This is a genomic window from Streptomyces griseiscabiei (assembly GCF_020010925.1).
GTDB classification, from domain to species: domain Bacteria; phylum Actinomycetota; class Actinomycetes; order Streptomycetales; family Streptomycetaceae; genus Streptomyces; species Streptomyces griseiscabiei.
In genome coordinates, this window is record NZ_JAGJBZ010000001.1 from 3,529,109 (window position 1) to 3,546,853 (window position 17,745).

Below are 17,745 nucleotides of genomic sequence, written 5' to 3' on the forward strand. Positions count from 1 at the left end.
GCACTCGGAAGCCCCCGCCCCGCCCGCTCGTCAGCCGTTCCAGGCAGGGTGCCGTGGGTCGTCGGCGCGTACCAGGACGTCCGCTGCGGTGGCCGGGTCGGTCTCGGTCCCGTAGCGCTCGAAGGCGGGAAGGGTCCAGTGCTCGGCCTCGGGGGTGCGGCGGCGCAGGGCGCCCGGGGAGAGAAGGACGTGCACGGTCAGATCGAAGGGGAACCAGTTCTTGAGAAGGAGGGGGCCGTGCGCCAGCAGGAGTGCGCCGGGCGGGAGTTGGACGTAGGAGCTGCGGGTCGCGCGGTCGGTCGCGGGGTCCCAGAGGTCGGGCAGGACCCGGCCCGTGCCACCGGGGTCGAGCGGGCCGAAGACCTCCCGCCACAGGGCGGCGGAGTCGAACCAGCCGTCGTAGTACGCCTCCACGTCCTCGTGGCCGTACTCGAAGCGCAGCGAAGCCGGCCGCAGAAAGCCCTCGGTGCCCACGACGAGCGAGGACCGGCCGCGTACGCGCAGCGCCTCCGACACCCGTGCGGCGAGGTCCCCGGGGCGCGCGGCCGGGGCGCCGTCGAAGGCGACGCGCGGCCAGGGCGAACCGTCGTCCGGCTTCAGGTCGATGAGGCGGTCGGCGAGGAGGTCGCCGAGCCGTTCCCAGGTGATCGCTTCGAATCGCACACGGCCCATGATGCCGCGCGCGGCGGGCCCCGCCCCCGCCGGACCGGAGATCGGCCCGACAACCACGTGCCCCTGGGGCCACCAGGGGGAATGAACCGCGTATGGCCGCACTCGCCACTCCCCCGCCCCGTACCGGACTTGTCGTCGTGCAGGCACTCAGGAAGAAGCACTGCGCCGAGTGCCGGAGCGGGCCGGTGGCGATGCTGGTGCTGGAGGAGGGGGCGCCGCGCTGCCTCGACTGCGCGGATCTCGGGCACCTCGTGTTCCTGCCCCGGGGCGACACCGCGCTCACCCGGCGGGCCCGGGAGGAGAGTGCGCTGTCGGCGGTGGTCGTGCGGTTCAACCGGCGCCGGAGCCGGTACGAGCGGCAGGGCGTCCTGGTCGAGGAGGCGGCGCTCGCCCGTGCCGAGGAACGGTGCCTGGCGGACGCGGAGGCACGACGCCGACGCCGGGTGCGGGACGCGCGGCGGCGCGCCGCGGAGGACGTGTGCTTCACGGACGCGTTCGCCACGGAGATCCGGCGGCTGTTCCCCGCGTGCCCGGCGGAGCGGGCCCGGGAGATCGCCGCCCACGCCTCCCTGCGGGGCAGCGGCCGCGTCGGCCGCAGCGCCGCGGGGCGCGCCCTGACGGAGATCGCGGTGACCTCGGCCGTCATCGCCTCCGTCCGGCACGTGGACACGCCGTACGACCACCTCCTGATGACCGGCGTACCCCGTCATGAGGCGCGCCGACGGATCGCGGGGGTGGTGGAGACGACGCTGCGGGGGTGGCGGGGAGGGGCGTGAAGGGGCGGGGGGGGTGGGGTGGGGGGCTGGGGGGGGAGGGAGGGCCCCCCACCCCGATGGGAAAGCGAAGGCGGCGACGGTCCGGCGGAAGTGGACGTTCGCGTATGGGCGTGGGCGGCTCGGGCATGGTGACTGTGGCCGTGTGGATGTTCACTTGAGGTGACGGCAGGTGGGGCAGGGATGGTCGGAGTCGGGGGATCGAGGTGGGAGCGGACATGATCGACGGGCCGTACTTCGTGCTGACGGTGCTGGGGCTGCTCGGGACCGGGATCGTGGCGGGGGTGTTCTGCGGGTTCTCGACGTTCGTGATGAAGGGGCTGGCGTCGTTGCCGCCGGCGCAGGGCGTGGCGGCGATGCAGGCGATCAATGTGAGCGCGCTGACGCCGGCGTTCATGCTGGTGTTCGCGGGTACGGCGGTGCTGTGTGCCGTGCTGGCCGTCGTGACGTTCGTGCTGTGGCCGGACGAGGGCAGAGTGGAGCTGCTGCTGGGCAGCGCGCTGTATCTGTTCGGCTGCTTCGGGGTCACGATGGTGGCGAACGTGCCGCGCAACGAGACACTCGCCAAGCTGGACCCCGGCACGGCGGAGGCGGCGACGTACTGGCGCGACTACGTGAGCCGGTGGACGACGTGGAACCACGTCCGGGCGGTCGCCTCGGCCGCCGCGGCGCTGTCGTATCTGCTGGCGCTCGCCTGAGGCGGGGTCGCCGGGCGCGTCGTATCGTGGCGGGAAGAGAGTGCCGCCCGAAGGCGTACAGCCGTGCGCCGCGCGCCCTGGGGCGTATGTCCCCACGCCCACACGAGGGAGACGGCCATGGCCGATCCCAAGGGTTTTCTGACCGTCCCGCGCGAGGAGTGGCCCCGTCGGCCCGTGGAGGAGCGGGTGCGGGACTGGGACGAGGTGTATGTCCCCGGGGCGCTTCTGCCGATCGTCAGCAGGCAGGCGGACCGCTGTATGGACTGCGGGATCCCGTTCTGTCACGACGCCTGTCCGCTGGGGAATCTGATCCCCGAGTGGAACGACCTGGTGTCGCGGGAGGACTGGCGGGCGGCGAGCGACCGGCTGCACGCGACGAACAACTTCCCGGAGTTCACCGGGCGGCTGTGTCCCGCTCCGTGCGAGGCGGGGTGTGTGCTGGCGATCAATCAGCCTGCGGTGACCATCAAGAACGTGGAGGTGGCCATCGCGGACCGGGCCTGGGAAGACGGTTTCACGCCGCCTCGTCCGCCCGACCGGCTGTCGGGGAGGACGGTCGCCGTCATCGGTTCCGGGCCCGCCGGGCTTGCGGCGGCCCAGCAGCTGACGCGGGCCGGGCACACGGTCGCCGTGTACGAACGGGCGGACCGGATCGGGGGGTTGCTGCGGTACGGGATCCCGGCGTTCAAGATGGAGCGGCGGCAGCTGGACCGGCGGTTGGAGCAGATGCGGGCGGAGGGCACCAGGTTCCGTACGTCGACCGCAGTGGGGCGGGACGTCGGGGCGGCCGAGCTGCGGGCCCGGTACGACGCGGTGGTGATCGCCACGGGGGCCACGGCCTGGCGGGAACTGGAGGTGCCCGGGCGGGAGTTGGCCGGGATACATCAGGCGATGGAGTATCTGCCGCTGGCCGACCGGGTGTGCGAGGGGGATCTGGCGGTGTCGCCGTTGTCGGCGGCCGGGAAGCATGTGGTGATCGTCGGGGGTGGTGACACGGGGGCGGACTGTCTGGGGACGGCGGTGCGGGAAGGGGCCGCGTCCGTGACGCAGTTGGACATCTATCCGCTGCCGGAGGCGGAGCGCGACGAGGATGTCGATCCGTGGCCGACGTATCCGAAGGTGTACCGGCTCTCGGCCGCGCACGAGGAGGCGCGTGACCTGCGGTCCGCGCCGGCGGCCGACGCGGACGCACGGCTCTTCGCGGCGTCCACGCTCCGGTTCACCGGGGACGAGGAGGGGCATGTGCGGACGTTGCACCTGGTGGAGGTGGACGAGCGGCGGCGGGCCCGGTCCGGGACCGGGCGGACGCTGCCCGTCGATCTCGTCCTGCTGGCGCTCGGGTTCTCGGGGCCGGACCGCCACGACGGGCTCGTCGACCAGCTCGGGCTGGCCCTCGATCCACGCGGGACGATCACACGGGGCCCGGACTTCGCGACCGCCGTGCCCGGCGTGTACGCCGCCGGGGACGCCGCGCGAGGACAGTCCCTCGTCGTCTGGGCGATCGCCGAGGGGCGGGCGGTGGCCGCGGCCGTCGACCGCAGGTTGACGGGGGTGGACCGGCTGCCGGCGCCGATCGGGCCGTACGACCGGCCCATGACGGCGTAGCCGCAGGCCACGGGCCATGACGGCGGAGCCGCAGGCCACGGGAGGGACGGTCGTCGTATCGGCATGGGAGGCCCAGTCGCCCGCCCGGGCAGAGCTGCCTCCGGGCGTCCGCCCCGCCGTACGCGGCGCGCACGGCGCTCGGCACGCCCGCACGGCGCCCGGCGCCCGGCGCATCCACGCACAGCGCTCGAACACACGCGTGCGCGGCGCGGGCCGCAAAGCCCGCGCCGCGCACGCGTGTGTTCGACCGCCCGTCCGGCGGAGCCCTACGGCTTGCGCGCCACCGCCCCGTACCCCGGGATGACCCCGTCGTCCTGGCCGGGTATCGGCTCGCCGAGTTCGGGGTGCCAGTGGTGGGGTACCTCGATGCCGGGGTCGACCAGTTCGAGGCCGTCGAAGAAGCGGGTGAACTCCTCGCGGGAGCGCAGGGCCAGGGTGACGCCCGCGGCCTTGAGCTTCTCCGTCGCCGCCTTCGACTCCTCCGGGGTGAAGTCGGCGGTCGCGTGGGTGACGACCAGGTAGCTGCCGGAGGGCAGTTCGGCCATCAGGCGCTGGACGAGGGCGTGCGCGCCGTCCTCGTCGGAGACGAAGTGCAGCAGCGCGATCAGCGAGAGCGCCACCGGCCTGCTGAAGTCCAGGACCTTTTTGGCGCCCTCGACGACGGCGTGCGGGTCGCGCACGTCGGCCTGCAGATACTCCGTGCGCCCCTCGGGCGTACCGCGCAGCAGGGCCGCCGCGTGGGCCAGCACGATGGGGTCGTTGTCGCAGTAGACGACGCTCGTCCCGGGGGCGACGCGCTGGGCGATCTGGTGCAGGTTCGGCTCGGTCGGGATACCGGTGCCGATGTCAAGGAACTGACGCACCCCGTGCTCCGCCAGCCAGCGGGTGGAGCGGTGCATGAAGGCACGGTTGACCTGGGCCATCACCGGTACCCGGGGGTCGAGGGCCAGCATCTGCCTGCCCATCGCCTCGTCGACGGGGTAGTTGTCCTTGCCGCCGAGGTACCAGTCGTACATCCGCGCGGGATGGGGTCTGCTCGTGTCGATCTCGACAGGGGGACGCCCGTTCATGACGAACTCCATAAGAATCTTGGAAACATTGCGAACCTCGAGGATCCGCGGCAGTGGGTGATCAACTCAGGGCCAACATAGGGGGATCGGCTGAACAACAGGGAGTGCGCAACAGGCCTCAGGAGAGCAGGAAGTCGGCCACCCCCGCCTTGGCGCCCTCGATGAAGGCGTTCATCTCGTCGGGGGTGTAGATCAGCGCCGGTCCGTCGGGGTCGGTGGACTGCCGTACGGCGATCCGGCCGTCGGCGAGCTTCATGGCCTCCAGGCAGTTGCCGCCGTTGCCGCCGCTCCAGGGCTTGTGCCAGCCCTCGCTGCCGAGTTCCCGGGCGGGCATGCCGTTGTAGACACGTGTACGGGACTGGGTACGCGTGCGCGACGGCGGCTGCGACTGCGGCTTGATGAATTCCATTCGGTGTCTTCAGAGCTCCTTGCGGAGATCCCGGAGGATCTCCTTCGTGCGTTGTGCCGTGGCGGCCTGCGCCGCCATGCGGTCCATGACCTCGAGGTGGGTCGCCACCTCGGAGCGGTCGTCCAGGTAGACGGCGCCGGTCAGGTACTCGCTGTAGACCATGTCCGGAAGTTCGGCCATGGCGAATCGGAACAGGACGAACGGCCCGTAGGTGCCCGGGTGCGGTCCTGTGTCGAACGTGGCGACCTGGAGCGTCACATGCGTCAGCTCCATGGTGTCGAGCAGTCGGTCGAGCTGGGCGCGCATGACCGCCGGTCCGCCGACGGGGCGGCGCAGGGCGGTCTCGTCCATCACGAACCACAGCCGGGGCGCACCCTCACGGGTGAGCAGTTCCTGTCGTTGCATGCGCAGGGCGACATGGCGCTCGATGTCCTCGGGCTTGGTCTGGCCGATGGCACCCGAGGTCATGACGGCGCGCGCGTAGTCCTCGGTCTGCAGCAGTCCGGGGACGAAATGGGGGTCGTAGCCGCGGATCAGGCCGGCCGCGCCCTCCAGGCTGACGTACATGGAGAACCAGCCCGGCAGGATGTCGTGGTACCGCTGCCACCAGCCCGGCTTGTTGGCGTCCTCGGCGAGCCGGACGAAGGTCTCGGCCTCCTCGTCGCCGACCCCGTACGCCTTCAGCAACAGCTGGAGATAGGGAATCTTGAGGGCGACCTCGGCGGTCTCCATCCGGCGGACCGTGGCGGCGGTGACGTGCAGGATGCGCCCGGCCTCCTCGCGCCGGATGCCCGCGCGCTCGCGCAGGTCCAGCAGACGCCGGCCGAGCACGACCTGGCCGACCGTCGGCGCGGACCGCGGCTCACTCATCTCGCCCCTCTCCTTCGATCTCCTCTGGCCCTGCGCTGACCTGCGTCGATTCCCGGAGCGCCCGGTCCCGACAGCCCGGCGGCGCCGTTCGGAGACCTCGCTCGCCGCACAGGTCCGGGTACACAAACGAACACTGTGCGTACATACGGACGTTGTGCGAGGGATTTCCAACTGGCGCCGCTACACGTGCTGTTGCGTGCAGTGTGCCATGACCGTTCAGAGAGTCATACGGCACTCTGCAATTTTCAGAGTGACACTTGCCAAGTGTTCATGGCGGGGCGATAGTGGCAAGCGTGATTCCGCCCCCTGCGCCGTTAGGAACAGACGCCGCCGGAGACCGTGTCGGTCCCGGTCCGGCCTCCGGGGCGCGCCCCGAGACAATCGCCGAGCGCCGGTTTCGATTCGAGCTGGCCGCGCACCCGGGTGCCGTGGCCCAGGCCCGGCGTGTGACCCGTGACCAGCTCACCGGCTGGTCCCTCTGCGAGGACGCCTGCGACACGGCCGCCTTGGTCGTGTCCGAGCTGGTGACCAACGCGATCGTGCACACCGCGAGCACCCAGATCGTCTGCGAGCTGCACGACGGCGACGAGATGGTGCGGATAGCGGTACGGGACGAGGGCTGCGCTCCGGGTGAGCCGCACCCCTCGCCGCAGCGGCCCGAGGAGGAACACGGCCGGGGGCTGCTCCTCATAGAGTCCCTCTGCCGCTCCTGGGGCGCGCAGCCGGTCGGCCTCGGGCTTCTGGTGTGGGCGGACGTGTCGCGCGGGCTGCCCGCCGCGGCGGTCCCGGCCGACGCGGGCTCGGGCCTGGCCACGGACCGCCCCACCGGCGTCACCATGAACATGCCGACCGACATCCCGGCGAACGTCAAGGCGGACGTCCCAGCGGACGTCCCGACCGACGTCCCGGCAAACATCCCGCTGGGCGGCGGCAACGACGCGCGCACCGCGGTGCGACCCGCTCCCGGGGTCCGGCCCGATCTGGCGATCCGGCCCGATCTCGGAGCGCGGTCCGATCTGGGCTGGGGCGCGAAGAAGCCGCCTGCGGAGGGCCGGGAGGGTGAGGCGGAGGCGTTCCGTCTCATGGGTGCCGAGGGCCACCGCAAGGGTGCCGAGACCGGGCACCTCACGGGTTTCGAATGTCGTACGGAAGCCGGAGTCCGGCCGAAAGTCGGACGGCGGACGGGGGCCGAATGGGTGTGAGCGCGTCGATCGGTCCCGCCGGACCCCCCGGCGGGGGCAGAGTGGCTCGCGTGGTGAGCCTTGACACCCTGACCCGACTGCGCCGCGCCCAGCGTCCCGCTGCGACGCCCCGCCCCCTTCCCCTGCCCGAGGGCATGACCGCGCCCATGGGATGCGACGCGGTGACCGTCCCGGCCCGCCTCGGGCCGATGGTGCTGCCCCGTCTGCCCCGTGTGGGCTGCGTCTACGCCGACCGGGCGCAGTGGTGGTGGATCGTGCCGGCCGACTCCGACTACGCGCTGGAGTGGCCCGCGCCGGTGCGCTACACCACCGGAGCGCTGGTCTCCGACGGCGCGGCCGTTCCCGGCCTGATCCTGCGGCCGGAGGGGGCCATTCCCTATACGCCGCCGATACCCCTGTATCTGGCGTTGTGCCGGGTCACGGGGACCACGCCGACCTGGTCCCGGCTGACGGCGTAGGACTACGCCGCGCTCCGCCCGGCGCACGCCTCGCCGCCGCGCTCCCTCCCCGGCCCTTCCCCCTCCCCGCCCCGGTCCCCTTCAGGCCCGCGCCTCCCCGCGTCCCGGCCCGACCCGACAGCACCCGGCCCGACCCGCTCCGTGCCGGTGCACTTCACTCTGCCTCCTCGCGCCCCGCGTGCTCCGGGCGGGTGGTCGTGGCGGTGTCGTGCGCCCTGGCCGGGGGTGGGGGGTGCCGGGATAGTGGCGTGTCGGTGACGAGGCGGGGGAGGCCGTGGGTGGGGAAGGCGCGGGACGAGGAGAAGACGCGGGACGGGGAGAGGCCGGAGACGTCGGAGTCGGAGCTGCTGCTGTTCGGGGGGCCGCTGCGGTACGACATGGGCTGGTCGCAGCACGCCGACGCGTTCCTGGAGCTGAACTTCCGCGCGATGGTGCGGCGCCTGCCGTCCCTGCTCGCGTCGAGCTTCCGGCTGGCCTGGCAGGCGGACCGGCGGGCGGCCCGGACCGTGCTGGCGGCCGAGACGGGCCGCGGCCTCGCCCAGGCGGTGAGCCTGCTCGCGGTGAACGCGATCCTGGGCCGGCTGATGACGGACGGCACGGTCGAGGAGCGGCTGCGCGGCGCCGTGCCCGCGCTCGTCACCATCGCCGCCGTGATGCTGGTGTCCACCCTGCTGCGGGCGGCCTCGACATACGCGACGGGCCGGCTGGAGCCGAAGGTGGAACGCGTCGCGACCGAGCTGTATCTGGAGCGGGCGGCGGGTGTGGAGCTGTCCGCGATCGAGGACGACGGTTTCCACAAACTGCTGGACACCGCGAAGTACGGCGCCCAGTCCGCCCGTCGGATGATCAGCTATTCGGCGCGGGTGGTGAACGCGCTGATCTCGCTGGTCGCGGCGGCCGGTGTGCTGACCGTGCTGCACCCGGCCCTGCTGCCGCTCCTGGTCACGATGACGCTGCCGAGTGCCTGGAGTTCCCTGACCATCGCCCGCCGCCGCTACACGTCCTTCCATGCCTGGGTGCAGCACGCGCGCGCGGGCTATCTGATCGGCTCCCTGCTGATCGAGCCGGAGGCGGCCCCGGAGATCCGGGTGCACGGGGTCGGTCCGTTCCTGCTGCGCCACTTCCGCTCCATGTCGGAGACGGCGGAGGCCGAGCAGGCGCGCCTGGCCCGGCTGGCGGCCCGTACGGGCCTGTACGCGGCCCTGTGGACCGGACTGGCCACCGTGGCGACGTACGCGACGCTGGGCGGTCTGCTGCTCGGCGGCGCCATGGCGCTGTCCGTGGCGGGTACGGCGGTCATCGCGATCCGTACCGGGTCCGCGAGCCTCGACACGCTGGTCCTGGAGGTGAACTCCCTGCACGAGGAGGCCCTCTTCGTGGGTGACATGCAGCGGCTGTACGTGGAGGCGGCCAAGCGCGCGATCCCTCAGGGCGGTACTCCGCTGCCCGAGGACCCCCGGGAGATCCGGGTGGAGAACGTGACCTTCGCCTATCCGGGCAAGGCCGGCCGGCCCGCGCTCAGCGACGTCACCCTGACCGTGCCGCTGGGCAAGATCGTGGCGCTCGTCGGCGAGAACGGCTCGGGCAAGACGACCCTGGTCAAGCTGCTCGCCGGGCTGTACGCGCCCGACCGGGGCAGGATCATGTGGGACGGCGTGGACGCGGCGGGCGCCGACCGGCGGCAGCTCGCCGAGCGCATCGCGATGGTCGCGCAGGACTTCAAGCGGTGGCCCTTCACGGCCCGCGTCAACATGGCGATCGGCCGCCCCGCCGCGCCGCTGACCGAGGAGCGGCTCGCGGCGTCCGTCGCGGAGGCCGGGGCGCAGGACGTGCTGGACGATCTGCCGCGCGGCCTCGACACGCTGCTGGGCAAGGGGTTCAGCGGCGGGCACGAACTGTCGGGCGGGCAGTGGCAGCGCCTGGGGATCGCGCGGGCCGCGTACCGGCGCGGGCGCATCCTGATCGTGGACGAGCCGACCGCCGCCCTGGACGCCCGCGCGGAGCTGGAGGTCTTCGAGAAGATCCGCGCCCTGGCGGGCACCGGTCAGACGGTCGTACTGATCACCCACCGGCTGGCGTCGGTCCGCCACGCCGACCTGGTGCACGTCCTCGACCAGGGCCGCCTGGTGGAGTCCGGCACCCCGGACGAACTGCTGGCCACGGGCGGGGTGTACGCGGAGCTGTACTCGCTCCAGGCCGAGCAGTTCGCGGCGAAGCCGGCCGGGGCGAAGGTGCCGACCGGTCCGGCCGCGGCGGCGAAGGTGCCCGCGCCGAAGGCGGGGTGAGGTCAGGCCGAGGCGGTCGCGGCGGTCTCGGCGCCGCGCACGATGACCAGGAACATGTCCGTCGCGATGTCCATCACGACCTCGGCCTGCTGCCCCTCCATACGGGCCGCGTGGGCCAGCTCCTCGGCCGGCCACGAGCCGCGCGGCCCACCGGCGGGAAAGCGTCCCAGCACCGTTCGACCGTTCACCCTGCACCTCCATGTCGCGCTGTACCCGTGGCCCGTGAACCCGCGGCTGGGCAGCTTGTAGATTTAAACGCCAACCACGGGGTGAACGGCTCGCGAAGTGACGGTACTGAGACGTAGTTGACACGAGGTCAACCACGGATCGTGAGGTACCTCTCAGAAACCACACATTCCGGTGACGCTACGTGCCAACGCTTGCACTATTTGTCACTCCCCGTACTCGCCGTACTCGTCGTGGTACCGGATCCGCTCGTCGCCGACCGCTCCCAGCGCCGTCAGGGCCAGCAGCCCGGCCGTGGGACCGAGCCCCTCCAGGCCCCGCCCGTACGCCGAGTACGTGAGGAAGACCCGCTCGCGCTCCCGCAGGAAGCAGCTCACGCCCGGCCGTTCGTCGGCACCGTGGTCATGGTCGAACGTGTTGCCGTACGACGAGTACCAGGGCACCGTCCATCCCATGCGCGCCTTGAAGGGGAGGATCCGTGTGTAGGGCGCCCGCGAGACGACCGCGAACTCGGTGCCCCGCGCGCGCAGATGTGCCAGATGCCCGACCTGGTCCAGAAAGGCCGAGCAGTCGCGGGAGCCCGCCTGCCACTCCGGGGCGAACGCGAAGTGGTACACGATCAGTTGGTGACGCTCCCGGAACAGGTCGAGCAGTGTCGCCTTGCCGTCACCGCCCTCGAAGACGTACTCCTCGTCGACCTCGACCATCGGCAGGCGCCGCCGCTCGGCGTCCAGCGCGTCCCGCGCGCGGGTGAGGGCCTTCTCCTTGAGCAGCAGTTCCTCCCGCGCGGCGCGCCATTCCTCGCGCGGGACGATCCGCGGAAGCGACATGTGTTCCTCCTCCGGTGACGATGCCTTCCACCGGGGTGGACCGGAGCCGGACACGGAACTCATCGGTGCGGCGCGACTTTTCCGAGCGCCGCCGTGACGGTGCCGTCCACCGGCGGCCCGGGCGGCTGATCGGGTGGCTGCTCGGGCGGGCTACTCGGGCGGCTTGTCGTAGTCCTGGATGCGGCCGCCGTGGCTGCGGTCGGTCAGCGCGGCCAGGCGGCCCGTCATCTCCGCCACCGTCGCCGGCACGTCGACGGTGAGGAGTTCGCGGTCGCGCATCAGAACGCGGCCGTCGACGATCGTGGTGGTGACGTCGGCGGAGCGGGCGCTGTGCACGAGGGTGGCGGCGAGGTCGTGCACCGGCTGGGTGTGCGGGCCGGTGAGGTCGACGAGGACGATGTCGGCGCGCCGTCCGGGGGCGAGGCCGCCGATCCGCTCCCCCAGCCCGACGGCCCGTGCGCTCTGCAGGGTGGCGTGGTGCAGGGCCTGACGGGAGGTCAGCCAGCGCGGGTCGCCCTCGGTGGACTTCTGTACGAGCGCGGTGAGGGCCATGGACTCCCACACGTCGAGCGAGTTGTTGGAGGCGGCCCCGTCCGTGGCGAGCCCGACGGGGATCCCGATGCGGCGCAGGGCGCGCACCGGGGTCGTGGGCCAGGCGAACTTGAGGTAGCCGCGGGGCGCGGTGGCGACGGCCACCGGCCCGGTCGCCCGTTCCAGGACGGGCAGGTCGCGCTCGACGATCCCGGTGCCGTGCGCGACGAGCACGCCCGCGTCGAGACCGAGGAGCCCGGTGCGCTCCAGGACCTCGATGGGGGTGACGCCGTGCCGGGCGAGGCTGTTGTCGGTCTGGTCACGGCTCTCCGAGGCGTGCAGATGCACAGGGAGGCCGTGTTCCCGGGCCAGTTCGGCGGTGGCGGCCAGGTCGGCGTCGTCGACGGTGTAGGGGGCGTGCGGGGCGAGCGCGGTGGTGATACGACCGCCGGCCGCGCCCCGGTGCCGCAGCGCGAACTCCAGGGACCTCTCCCTGCCTTCGGGTCCCTGTGAGGAGAAGAACGCCTCGCCGAGATGTGCGCGCAGCCCGGTCTCCCCGACGACGGCGGCGACCGTGTCCATCGAGAAGTAGTGGTCGGCGAAGCAGGTCACCCCGCCCCTGATCATCTCCGCGCAGGCCAGCCGGGCCCCCAGTTCCACGTCCTTCGCCGTCAGATTGGACTCGACGGGCCAGATGACGTCGTTGAACCACTGCTCCGCCGGCAGGTCCTCCGCGATGCCGCGCAGCGCCACCATGGGGGCGTGCGTATGGCAGTTGATCAGCCCCGGCATCGCGACCCGGCCGCGCGCGTCGATGCGTTCCGCCGTGGCGACGGGGGCCGTCTCCTCCGCCGGCCCGATGCTCACGATCACCCCCTCCCGTACGACGATCGCGGCGTCCTCGACGAAGTCGATCCCCTCGTGCTCGTCGTGGACGAGGGCGGTGCAGCCGGTGATGACGAGATCGGCGGGAGCCTGCGCGGCGGAAGCGGCGGAAGCGGCGGATTCGGAAGGGGGCGGGGGTGGGGGCGGCGTCATGCTGTCACCGTACGACCGGCACCCGTCCCCTCAGGCGCTCATGCCCTGCCTCGGCAGGACGTCGGTGATGTCCGGGGCGTCGGGGAGGCTGATGCGCGCGTGCCCGCGGTGGCGGGCGAGGTCGTCGAGGAGGGCGGTGATCCGCTCGGTGTGGTGGCGGCCGAGCCGTCCGGTGTCGTCGAGGTGCACGGCGCAGGCGGTGGTGGTGTCGACCAGCCGTTCGAGGATCGCGGCGATCTCGTCGGTGCCCTCGGTGTGCCGGGCCAAGGCGGGCAGTTCGGCTCCGGAGAGGGCGATCGCGGCGCGGGCCCGGGCCAGTGCGCGGTAGGCCTCGCGGCGCAGGGTCCAGCGGGCGGCCCGTTCGTCGGTCTCGCCGGGCAGGGCGGCCCCGACGGAGACGGTGACCCCGTTGGGTGTGGACGCGCGGCCCGATGATGCAGAACCGTTCCCTCCGGTGCGGGCGCCCGGCGTGCGCGACTCGTCCAGGACGTGCGCGAGGTAGGCGTGCGCGGCCGTCCCCGCTTCGGTGAGCCGGGCGCGCACGCCCCCTCCGCGCTGTCCCTCCGGGATCGGCAGATGACCGACGATCAGGACGATGGCGCAGGCCAGGAGCGTTTCGGCGATGCGGCTCCAGGAGGCCTGGGGGTCGCCGCCGACCATGACGAGGGCGAGGACGAGGACGGTGACGACGGCGGTCTGGGCGGCGAAGTGCCGGGTGGCGACGGGTATCAGCGCCCCGCTGACCGCGACCAGCGCGACGAGCCCTTCGGGCCGGGGCAGCACGGCGGCGAACCCGGCGAAGAGCACGGCACCGAGAACCGTCCCGGCGGCCCGGCACAGCACCCGGGAGACGAGCGGCCCCAGGTCGGGCTTGACCAGGAAGACGGCGGTCGCGGGCAGCCAGTACCAGTGCTCGTGGTGCAGCGCCTGGGCCACGGCCGCGGCGGCCCCGAAGGACAGGGCGACCCGCAGTCCGTACTCGCGTCCGCCGGACCCGAGGCCGAGCCGTGCGAGCGAGCCGAGGGTGCGGCGGCGGGTGTGCAGGTCGCGTGCGTCGCCGCCGCGGTCGAAGGTCTCGGCGGCGCGCAGGAGCGCGTCGTCGAGGGCGCGCAGCGCGGGCGCGGACCGGGAGGGCGCGGGCAGCGGGCCGGTGGCGGTGTTGCCGCGCACGGCCGCCGCCAGCCGCCGGGGTCCTTCGGAGGCCCGGCCGACGACGGCGTCCCCGGCCCAGGCCAGCGCGGTGGCCGCCTCGGCGAGGGGCAGCGCGGCGGCGTACTGGGCGTGCAGCCGCCGCTCGGACGACGAACTGGCGTAGCGCCGCAGCCGGGGCCCGGCGAGCGCGTCCTGGGCGTGGTCGAGGGCGGCGGTCAGCGCGGCCCGCCGGGCGAGCGCGTCCGGGGTGCCGACGGCGTCCAGCAGCCCGGCGATGGCGTCGTAGACGGCGGCGACGGCGTCCCGTTCCCCGTCGAACCGGTAGTCGCCCGCGGTGAGGACCGCCGGTGTGGGCAGCGCGAGGCGCAGCGCGAGCAGCCAGCCCGCGCCGGCGAGATAGGCGAGCGCGCGCTGCCATCCGGGTTCCGGCAGCGGCATCCCGGCTCCGATGGCGGCCGCGACCAGCAGTTGGGTGCCCGCGCCGGACGACACGGGCCCGATCGCGCTCATCCCGCCGGCGATCAGTCCGAGCCCGGTGAGCAGCAGGGTGAGGACGACGGCACCGGCGTACGTACCACCGGTGTACTGCCCGGCGTACGTGCCGACGAGGAGGCCCACGGCGCCGGCGAGCGCGGGCGCCCCGAGCCGCTGGACGGCCGTGCGCCGGCTTCCGGGGCGGTCGTTGATCCCGGCGAGCATGGCGCCGAGCGCGGCGACCACCCCGACGGAGGGCCGCCCCAGCAGAACGGCCACCAGCAGCAGCGGCCCACCGGCCAACGCCCCTCGCACCACCGCGTTCCAGGGCACCGGCCCCCTCTGCGCGCGCAGGGCGTGGGCGAGCCATGGCGGAAGGGCGAGGGTGGCGCGGCGGGTCACGGGGCTCCTGTCGTCGGGTGAGGGCGGGGGTGTGCCTTCGGGCGACGGCGGCCGGGGCGTTGACGGTGTGCGTGCGTGTGCACTCCACGGTAGGTCCCGGACCTGGAGGATATGGAACGCTCGTATTACCGCGATGTGACGATCCCTGCAGGGGCCATGTTCTTTATGAACGCAATCAACGCGTCGGCGCGGCAAAGAAGGTGGACCCGGGGGCGTAGCCGGCCCCCGGGCCCTGATATGCCGCCCCATGGGCACGCCGCCACGGTTGAGAACCCAGGTCAGTCATGATGTCGCCGCGTCCTGCCTTTGGACCACCACGCATCGAGCTGCGCGGGCTGGACTTGAACCAGCATTTCGACGTCCGGGGCCTGAGTCCGGTCGTTGCGGCGATCGGCGGCGAATACTGAGTCTGGAGCAATAGTCTGAGATTGATCACGGCCCGTCCCTGAATTACTCGGCGGGTACGGTCCGCTCTTTCACGACAAGCCTCAGCTTCAGCTTTGCGCTCCTCGCGCACCCCGACCGGCGTCAAGGCCGGCCGGGGAGTCTGTGTGAGGCCACCCGGGCAGTCCGGAGAATCCGAACTAGCCGAACAGGTAGCCGAAAACGGCGTCACCGACGCGCTGGTCGACGACCTCCACCCCGTTCGCTTCCTCCCGCGCGAACTTCACGGCCTGCTGCAACTTCTCGACGCGGTCGAGGATTTCGTTGACGCGCCGGGCGGGCAGGGCTCCGGAGAACTTCACGGTGGTCCAGTAACCGACCGGGATGTCCTCGTAGTACACCTCCACCTGGGCGGGGTGCTTGTCGGTCGCCTCGGCCTTCACATGGTTGCGCGGCACCTTCTTCGTCCGTACCGTCCGCACGGCCTCGGTCTTCCAGGCGTCGGTGGACGGGTCCTGCGCCCACGCCTCGGAGGCGTCGAGCACCGGCAGCCTGCGCACCAGCGCGTTGATCTCGCCGAGCTGCTTCTCCAGGAAGAGCAGACAGGCCACGGGGACATCGGCGACGAGCACCCGTCCCTCGACCGACACATCCGCCCGTGCCGTGCAGTTGGCCCAGTCCTTGGTGGCGGTCACATCGAACAGCCGCGTGAGAACCCCGGCCGTCTCCCTCAGCACGTCCTCCGCCCGCACCTGTACCCGGGTCGACTCGGGCGGCAATTGCTCGCCCTCCTCGTCCTTCGGCTGATAGGTACGCGCGATACCGGCCAGCAGAGCCGGTTTCTGCAGCCCGTGATGAGCGGCCGTCAGGTCCTGATGGGTCTTGGCCTTGACGCCCTTCTCCACTGCGATGATCTGATTGAGTTTCGCCACGTGGGAGACCGTAACAGCGGGACGGCATTCTCTTCGAAGGATTATTCGGATCCAAGAACTGTTCGGAGGAGTAAAGGCCCTTGGATTCCCCGAGGAGTCGCTCTCGTCCTGCGGGCGGCCCGGTCGCGGCCGATGCTGGTGAGGGGTGCCGATGACGCCGTGTCCAGAAACAGGAGGTCGTGATGGGACGTCTGAGCGAGCGGGTGGCGATCGTCACCGGTGGGGTCGGAGGGATCGGCGCCGCGGTGGCACGGGCCCTAGCGGCCGAGGGGGCCGACGTGGTGGTCGCCGACATCCGCGACGCCGAGGGGGCGAAGCTGGCGGCGGAACTCGGCGGCCGGGCGCGCTATGTGAACCTGGACGTCAGCGGCGAGGAGGCCTGGCAGCGGGCGGTGGCCGAGGTGGAGGCGGCTCTGGGTCCGGTCTCGGTGCTGGTGAACAACGCGGGGGTCGCCGACTGGGGCTCCATGGAGGAGCAGTCCCTCGCCTCGTTCCGCCGGGTCCTCGACGTCAACCTCCAGGGCCCGTGGCTGGGCATGCGCGCGGTGGCGCCCTCGCTGCGCCGGGCCGGCGGCGGGGTGATCGTGAACATCTCCTCCCTCGCCGGGCTGACCTCCTACGCCGGGATCGGCTCGTACGCGGCGAGCAAGTGGGGGCTGCGCGGTCTGACGAAGACGGCGGCGCTGGAACTGGCCCCCGACGGCGTCCGCGTCTGCTCCGTCCATCCCGGCGCCATCCGCACCCCGATGACAGCCGGCTTCGGTGACGCCCACACCTCGGGGCAGCCCATTCCGCGCTTCGGCGAGCCCGAGGAGGTCGCCCGCATGGTGCTCTTCATCGTTGCCGACGCCACGTTTTCCACAGGCTCCGAATTCGTCCTGGACGGAGGCATTCTCGCAGGTCAGCCGAGTGTTGTGGTCTCGGACGACTGACCCGGAGGCCGCGTTCCGCGCCCGCCGCCCGGCCGATTGTCGGTGGCATGCGCTTCAATGGCATCGTCGTCACAGAGAGTGACGATCCGGATGCCTTCCGGGTGTGCCGCGGCGCGCCCGGGTCCAGGGCGCCGGGGCTTCGGGGGAGGTCGTGCGATGAGTGGCCACGAGGAGAACGGGCAGCGGTTCGTGTCACTGGCCGGGCTGCGGATCCGCGGATGGACGGGCGGCATGGTGGACCGGCTGCTCGGGGCGGCGGACCGGCTCGGCACGAACGCGCGCTTCGGGGATGCGCCGAGGGTCCGGCTGTACCGGCTGGAGCGGGTCGAGGAAGCCGAGCGCGGCGAGGCGTTCCGGGCGGTGGCGGCGGACTCGCAGCGCAGGTCGGAGGCGGTGCGGGCCGCGATGCGCAGGCGGCGGGACGAGGTCCTGGAGCGGATCGGGGACGAGCCGATCGACGTACCCCGCCTCGATCCGGACAGGCTGACGCTCCGGGCGGTGGAGCACCGGGCGAGGCGGGAGGCCGAGTGGGGCCGACGGGAGGCGCCGCGGGAACGGCCGGGGGACGGCGAAGCCGTCGCGGACAGCCCTGCCACCCACCCCTCCCTCACCCCCTGGAAGGTCGACTACCTGCGCCACCGGCTCGGCCACTACGACCAGCTCCTGGAGGCGTGGCCCGGACACGGGCGGGATTCCGGGCGGGCGGAAGCCGTGACGCTGCTGCGGGAGCGGATCTGCGCGGCCATCGCGGAGGCGTACCCGGCCCTTGCACAGGAGTGCGAGAGGCAAGCGCGTGATCAAGGAGTCGGTCCACCTCTTCAGTGAAGTCGGGGCGCAAGTGG

At 72.5% G+C, this 17,745-nt stretch carries 17 protein-coding genes; 8 read left to right on the forward strand and 9 right to left on the reverse strand.

Features of this window, described 5'->3' with window-relative positions:
* Positions 1–30: 30 nt before the first annotated feature.
* A complete protein-coding gene (locus J8M51_RS15395; protein WP_086753008.1) occupies positions 31–672 on the reverse strand; it encodes a nucleoside/nucleotide kinase family protein in 642 nt (213 codons plus the stop codon).
* A gap of 92 nt (positions 673–764) precedes the next feature.
* Between J8M51_RS15395 and J8M51_RS15400 the strand changes: the two genes are divergently transcribed.
* The 3 genes from J8M51_RS15400 to J8M51_RS15410 all read left to right on the forward strand — a co-directional run bounded on the left by J8M51_RS15400 (position 765) and on the right by J8M51_RS15410 (position 3,748).
* Positions 765–1,448 (forward strand): DUF2293 domain-containing protein, encoded by a 684-nt coding sequence (locus J8M51_RS15400; RefSeq protein ID WP_267299219.1) that lies wholly within the window; start codon positions 765–767, stop codon positions 1,446–1,448.
* Positions 1,449–1,663: 215 nt separating this feature from the next.
* Positions 1,664–2,143 carry an anthrone oxygenase family protein gene (locus J8M51_RS15405; protein WP_216591621.1) on the forward strand — a complete coding sequence of 160 codons (480 nt, stop codon included), beginning with the start codon at positions 1,664–1,666 and terminating at the stop codon, positions 2,141–2,143.
* Between the two features lie 117 nt (positions 2,144–2,260).
* A complete protein-coding gene (locus J8M51_RS15410; protein ID WP_086755280.1) occupies positions 2,261–3,748 on the forward strand; it encodes a glutamate synthase subunit beta in 1,488 nt (495 codons plus the stop codon).
* 266 nt (positions 3,749–4,014) lie between these two features.
* Here the strand turns inward: J8M51_RS15410 and J8M51_RS15415 are convergent, their stop codons facing one another.
* The 3 genes from J8M51_RS15415 to J8M51_RS15425 form a co-directional block, all read right to left on the reverse strand.
* A complete protein-coding gene (locus tag J8M51_RS15415; protein WP_086760360.1) occupies positions 4,015–4,830 on the reverse strand; it encodes an SAM-dependent methyltransferase in 816 nt (271 codons plus the stop codon).
* Positions 4,831–4,936: 106 nt separating this feature from the next.
* Positions 4,937–5,227 (reverse strand): DUF397 domain-containing protein, encoded by a 291-nt coding sequence (locus J8M51_RS15420; RefSeq protein WP_086760358.1) that lies wholly within the window; start codon positions 5,225–5,227, stop codon positions 4,937–4,939.
* A 9-nt stretch (positions 5,228–5,236) separates the two neighbouring features.
* Positions 5,237–6,097, reverse strand: a complete 861-nt coding sequence (locus J8M51_RS15425; protein WP_086760356.1) for a helix-turn-helix domain-containing protein — start codon at positions 6,095–6,097, stop codon at positions 5,237–5,239.
* Between the two features lie 446 nt (positions 6,098–6,543).
* Here J8M51_RS15425 and J8M51_RS15430 point away from each other — a divergent pair, with 446 nt between their 5' ends.
* From J8M51_RS15430 to J8M51_RS15440, 3 genes are all read left to right on the forward strand, one after another.
* A complete protein-coding gene (locus tag J8M51_RS15430; RefSeq protein WP_256965855.1) occupies positions 6,544–7,299 on the forward strand; it encodes an ATP-binding protein in 756 nt (251 codons plus the stop codon).
* Entirely contained in the window at positions 7,290–7,757 is a 468-nt protein-coding gene (locus tag J8M51_RS15435; RefSeq protein ID WP_179203318.1) for a hypothetical protein, read from the forward strand. Before J8M51_RS15430 ends, J8M51_RS15435 begins: the two co-directional genes overlap by 10 nt.
* Positions 7,758–8,134: 377 nt before the next feature.
* Positions 8,135–10,042 carry an ABC transporter ATP-binding protein gene (locus tag J8M51_RS15440; RefSeq protein ID WP_267299300.1) on the forward strand — a complete coding sequence of 636 codons (1,908 nt, stop codon included), beginning with the start codon at positions 8,135–8,137 and terminating at the stop codon, positions 10,040–10,042.
* 2 nt (positions 10,043–10,044) lie between these two features.
* On the opposite strand, the gene J8M51_RS15445 is transcribed toward J8M51_RS15440, so the two are convergent.
* The 5 genes from J8M51_RS15445 to J8M51_RS15465 all read right to left on the reverse strand — a co-directional run bounded on the left by J8M51_RS15445 (position 10,045) and on the right by J8M51_RS15465 (position 15,971).
* Positions 10,045–10,230 carry a hypothetical protein gene (locus tag J8M51_RS15445; RefSeq protein WP_086762146.1) on the reverse strand — a complete coding sequence of 62 codons (186 nt, stop codon included), beginning with the start codon at positions 10,228–10,230 and terminating at the stop codon, positions 10,045–10,047.
* A 204-nt stretch (positions 10,231–10,434) separates the two neighbouring features.
* Positions 10,435–11,058 carry a DUF899 domain-containing protein gene (locus J8M51_RS15450; protein WP_086762148.1) on the reverse strand — a complete coding sequence of 208 codons (624 nt, stop codon included), beginning with the start codon at positions 11,056–11,058 and terminating at the stop codon, positions 10,435–10,437.
* 150 nt (positions 11,059–11,208) lie between these two features.
* Complete coding sequence (locus J8M51_RS15455; protein WP_086762149.1) at positions 11,209–12,627, reverse strand: amidohydrolase; 1,419 nt, start codon at positions 12,625–12,627, stop codon at positions 11,209–11,211.
* A gap of 30 nt (positions 12,628–12,657) precedes the next feature.
* The gene (locus tag J8M51_RS15460; protein ID WP_086762151.1) at positions 12,658–14,655 is read right to left on the reverse strand and encodes an FUSC family protein; all 1,998 of its coding nucleotides are present in this window, start codon (positions 14,653–14,655) and stop codon (positions 12,658–12,660) included.
* Positions 14,656–15,239: 584 nt separating this feature from the next.
* Entirely contained in the window at positions 15,240–15,971 is a 732-nt protein-coding gene (locus J8M51_RS15465; RefSeq protein ID WP_086762152.1) for a DUF7873 family protein, read from the reverse strand.
* 182 nt (positions 15,972–16,153) lie between these two features.
* On the opposite strand from J8M51_RS15465, the gene J8M51_RS15470 reads away from it, so the two are divergent.
* Entirely contained in the window at positions 16,154–16,903 is a 750-nt protein-coding gene (locus J8M51_RS15470; RefSeq protein WP_086762154.1) for a glucose 1-dehydrogenase, read from the forward strand.
* A 156-nt stretch (positions 16,904–17,059) separates the two neighbouring features.
* Positions 17,060–17,728 (forward strand): hypothetical protein, encoded by a 669-nt coding sequence (locus J8M51_RS15475; protein WP_086762156.1) that lies wholly within the window; start codon positions 17,060–17,062, stop codon positions 17,726–17,728.
* Positions 17,729–17,745 lie beyond the last annotated feature (17 nt).

Bases quoted from the DNA above. Each gene is read 5' to 3' on its own strand.
- J8M51_RS15395 (WP_086753008.1), bottom strand. From the start codon at position 672: ATGGGCCGTGTGCGATTCGAAGCGATCACCTGGGAACGGCTCGGCGAC.
- J8M51_RS15400 (WP_267299219.1), top strand. From the start codon at position 765: ATGGCCGCACTCGCCACTCCCCCGCCCCGTACCGGACTTGTCGTCGTG.
- J8M51_RS15405 (WP_216591621.1), top strand. From the start codon at position 1,664: ATGATCGACGGGCCGTACTTCGTGCTGACGGTGCTGGGGCTGCTCGGG.
- J8M51_RS15410 (WP_086755280.1), top strand. From the start codon at position 2,261: ATGGCCGATCCCAAGGGTTTTCTGACCGTCCCGCGCGAGGAGTGGCCC.
- J8M51_RS15415 (WP_086760360.1), bottom strand. From the start codon at position 4,830: ATGGAGTTCGTCATGAACGGGCGTCCCCCTGTCGAGATCGACACGAGC.
- J8M51_RS15420 (WP_086760358.1), bottom strand. From the start codon at position 5,227: ATGGAATTCATCAAGCCGCAGTCGCAGCCGCCGTCGCGCACGCGTACC.
- J8M51_RS15425 (WP_086760356.1), bottom strand. From the start codon at position 6,097: ATGAGTGAGCCGCGGTCCGCGCCGACGGTCGGCCAGGTCGTGCTCGGC.
- J8M51_RS15435 (WP_179203318.1), top strand. From the start codon at position 7,290: ATGGGTGTGAGCGCGTCGATCGGTCCCGCCGGACCCCCCGGCGGGGGC.
- J8M51_RS15440 (WP_267299300.1), top strand. From the start codon at position 8,135: ATGGGCTGGTCGCAGCACGCCGACGCGTTCCTGGAGCTGAACTTCCGC.
- J8M51_RS15450 (WP_086762148.1), bottom strand. From the start codon at position 11,058: ATGTCGCTTCCGCGGATCGTCCCGCGCGAGGAATGGCGCGCCGCGCGG.
- J8M51_RS15455 (WP_086762149.1), bottom strand. From the start codon at position 12,627: ATGACGCCGCCCCCACCCCCGCCCCCTTCCGAATCCGCCGCTTCCGCC.
- J8M51_RS15470 (WP_086762154.1), top strand. From the start codon at position 16,154: ATGGGACGTCTGAGCGAGCGGGTGGCGATCGTCACCGGTGGGGTCGGA.
- J8M51_RS15475 (WP_086762156.1), top strand. From the start codon at position 17,060: ATGAGTGGCCACGAGGAGAACGGGCAGCGGTTCGTGTCACTGGCCGGG.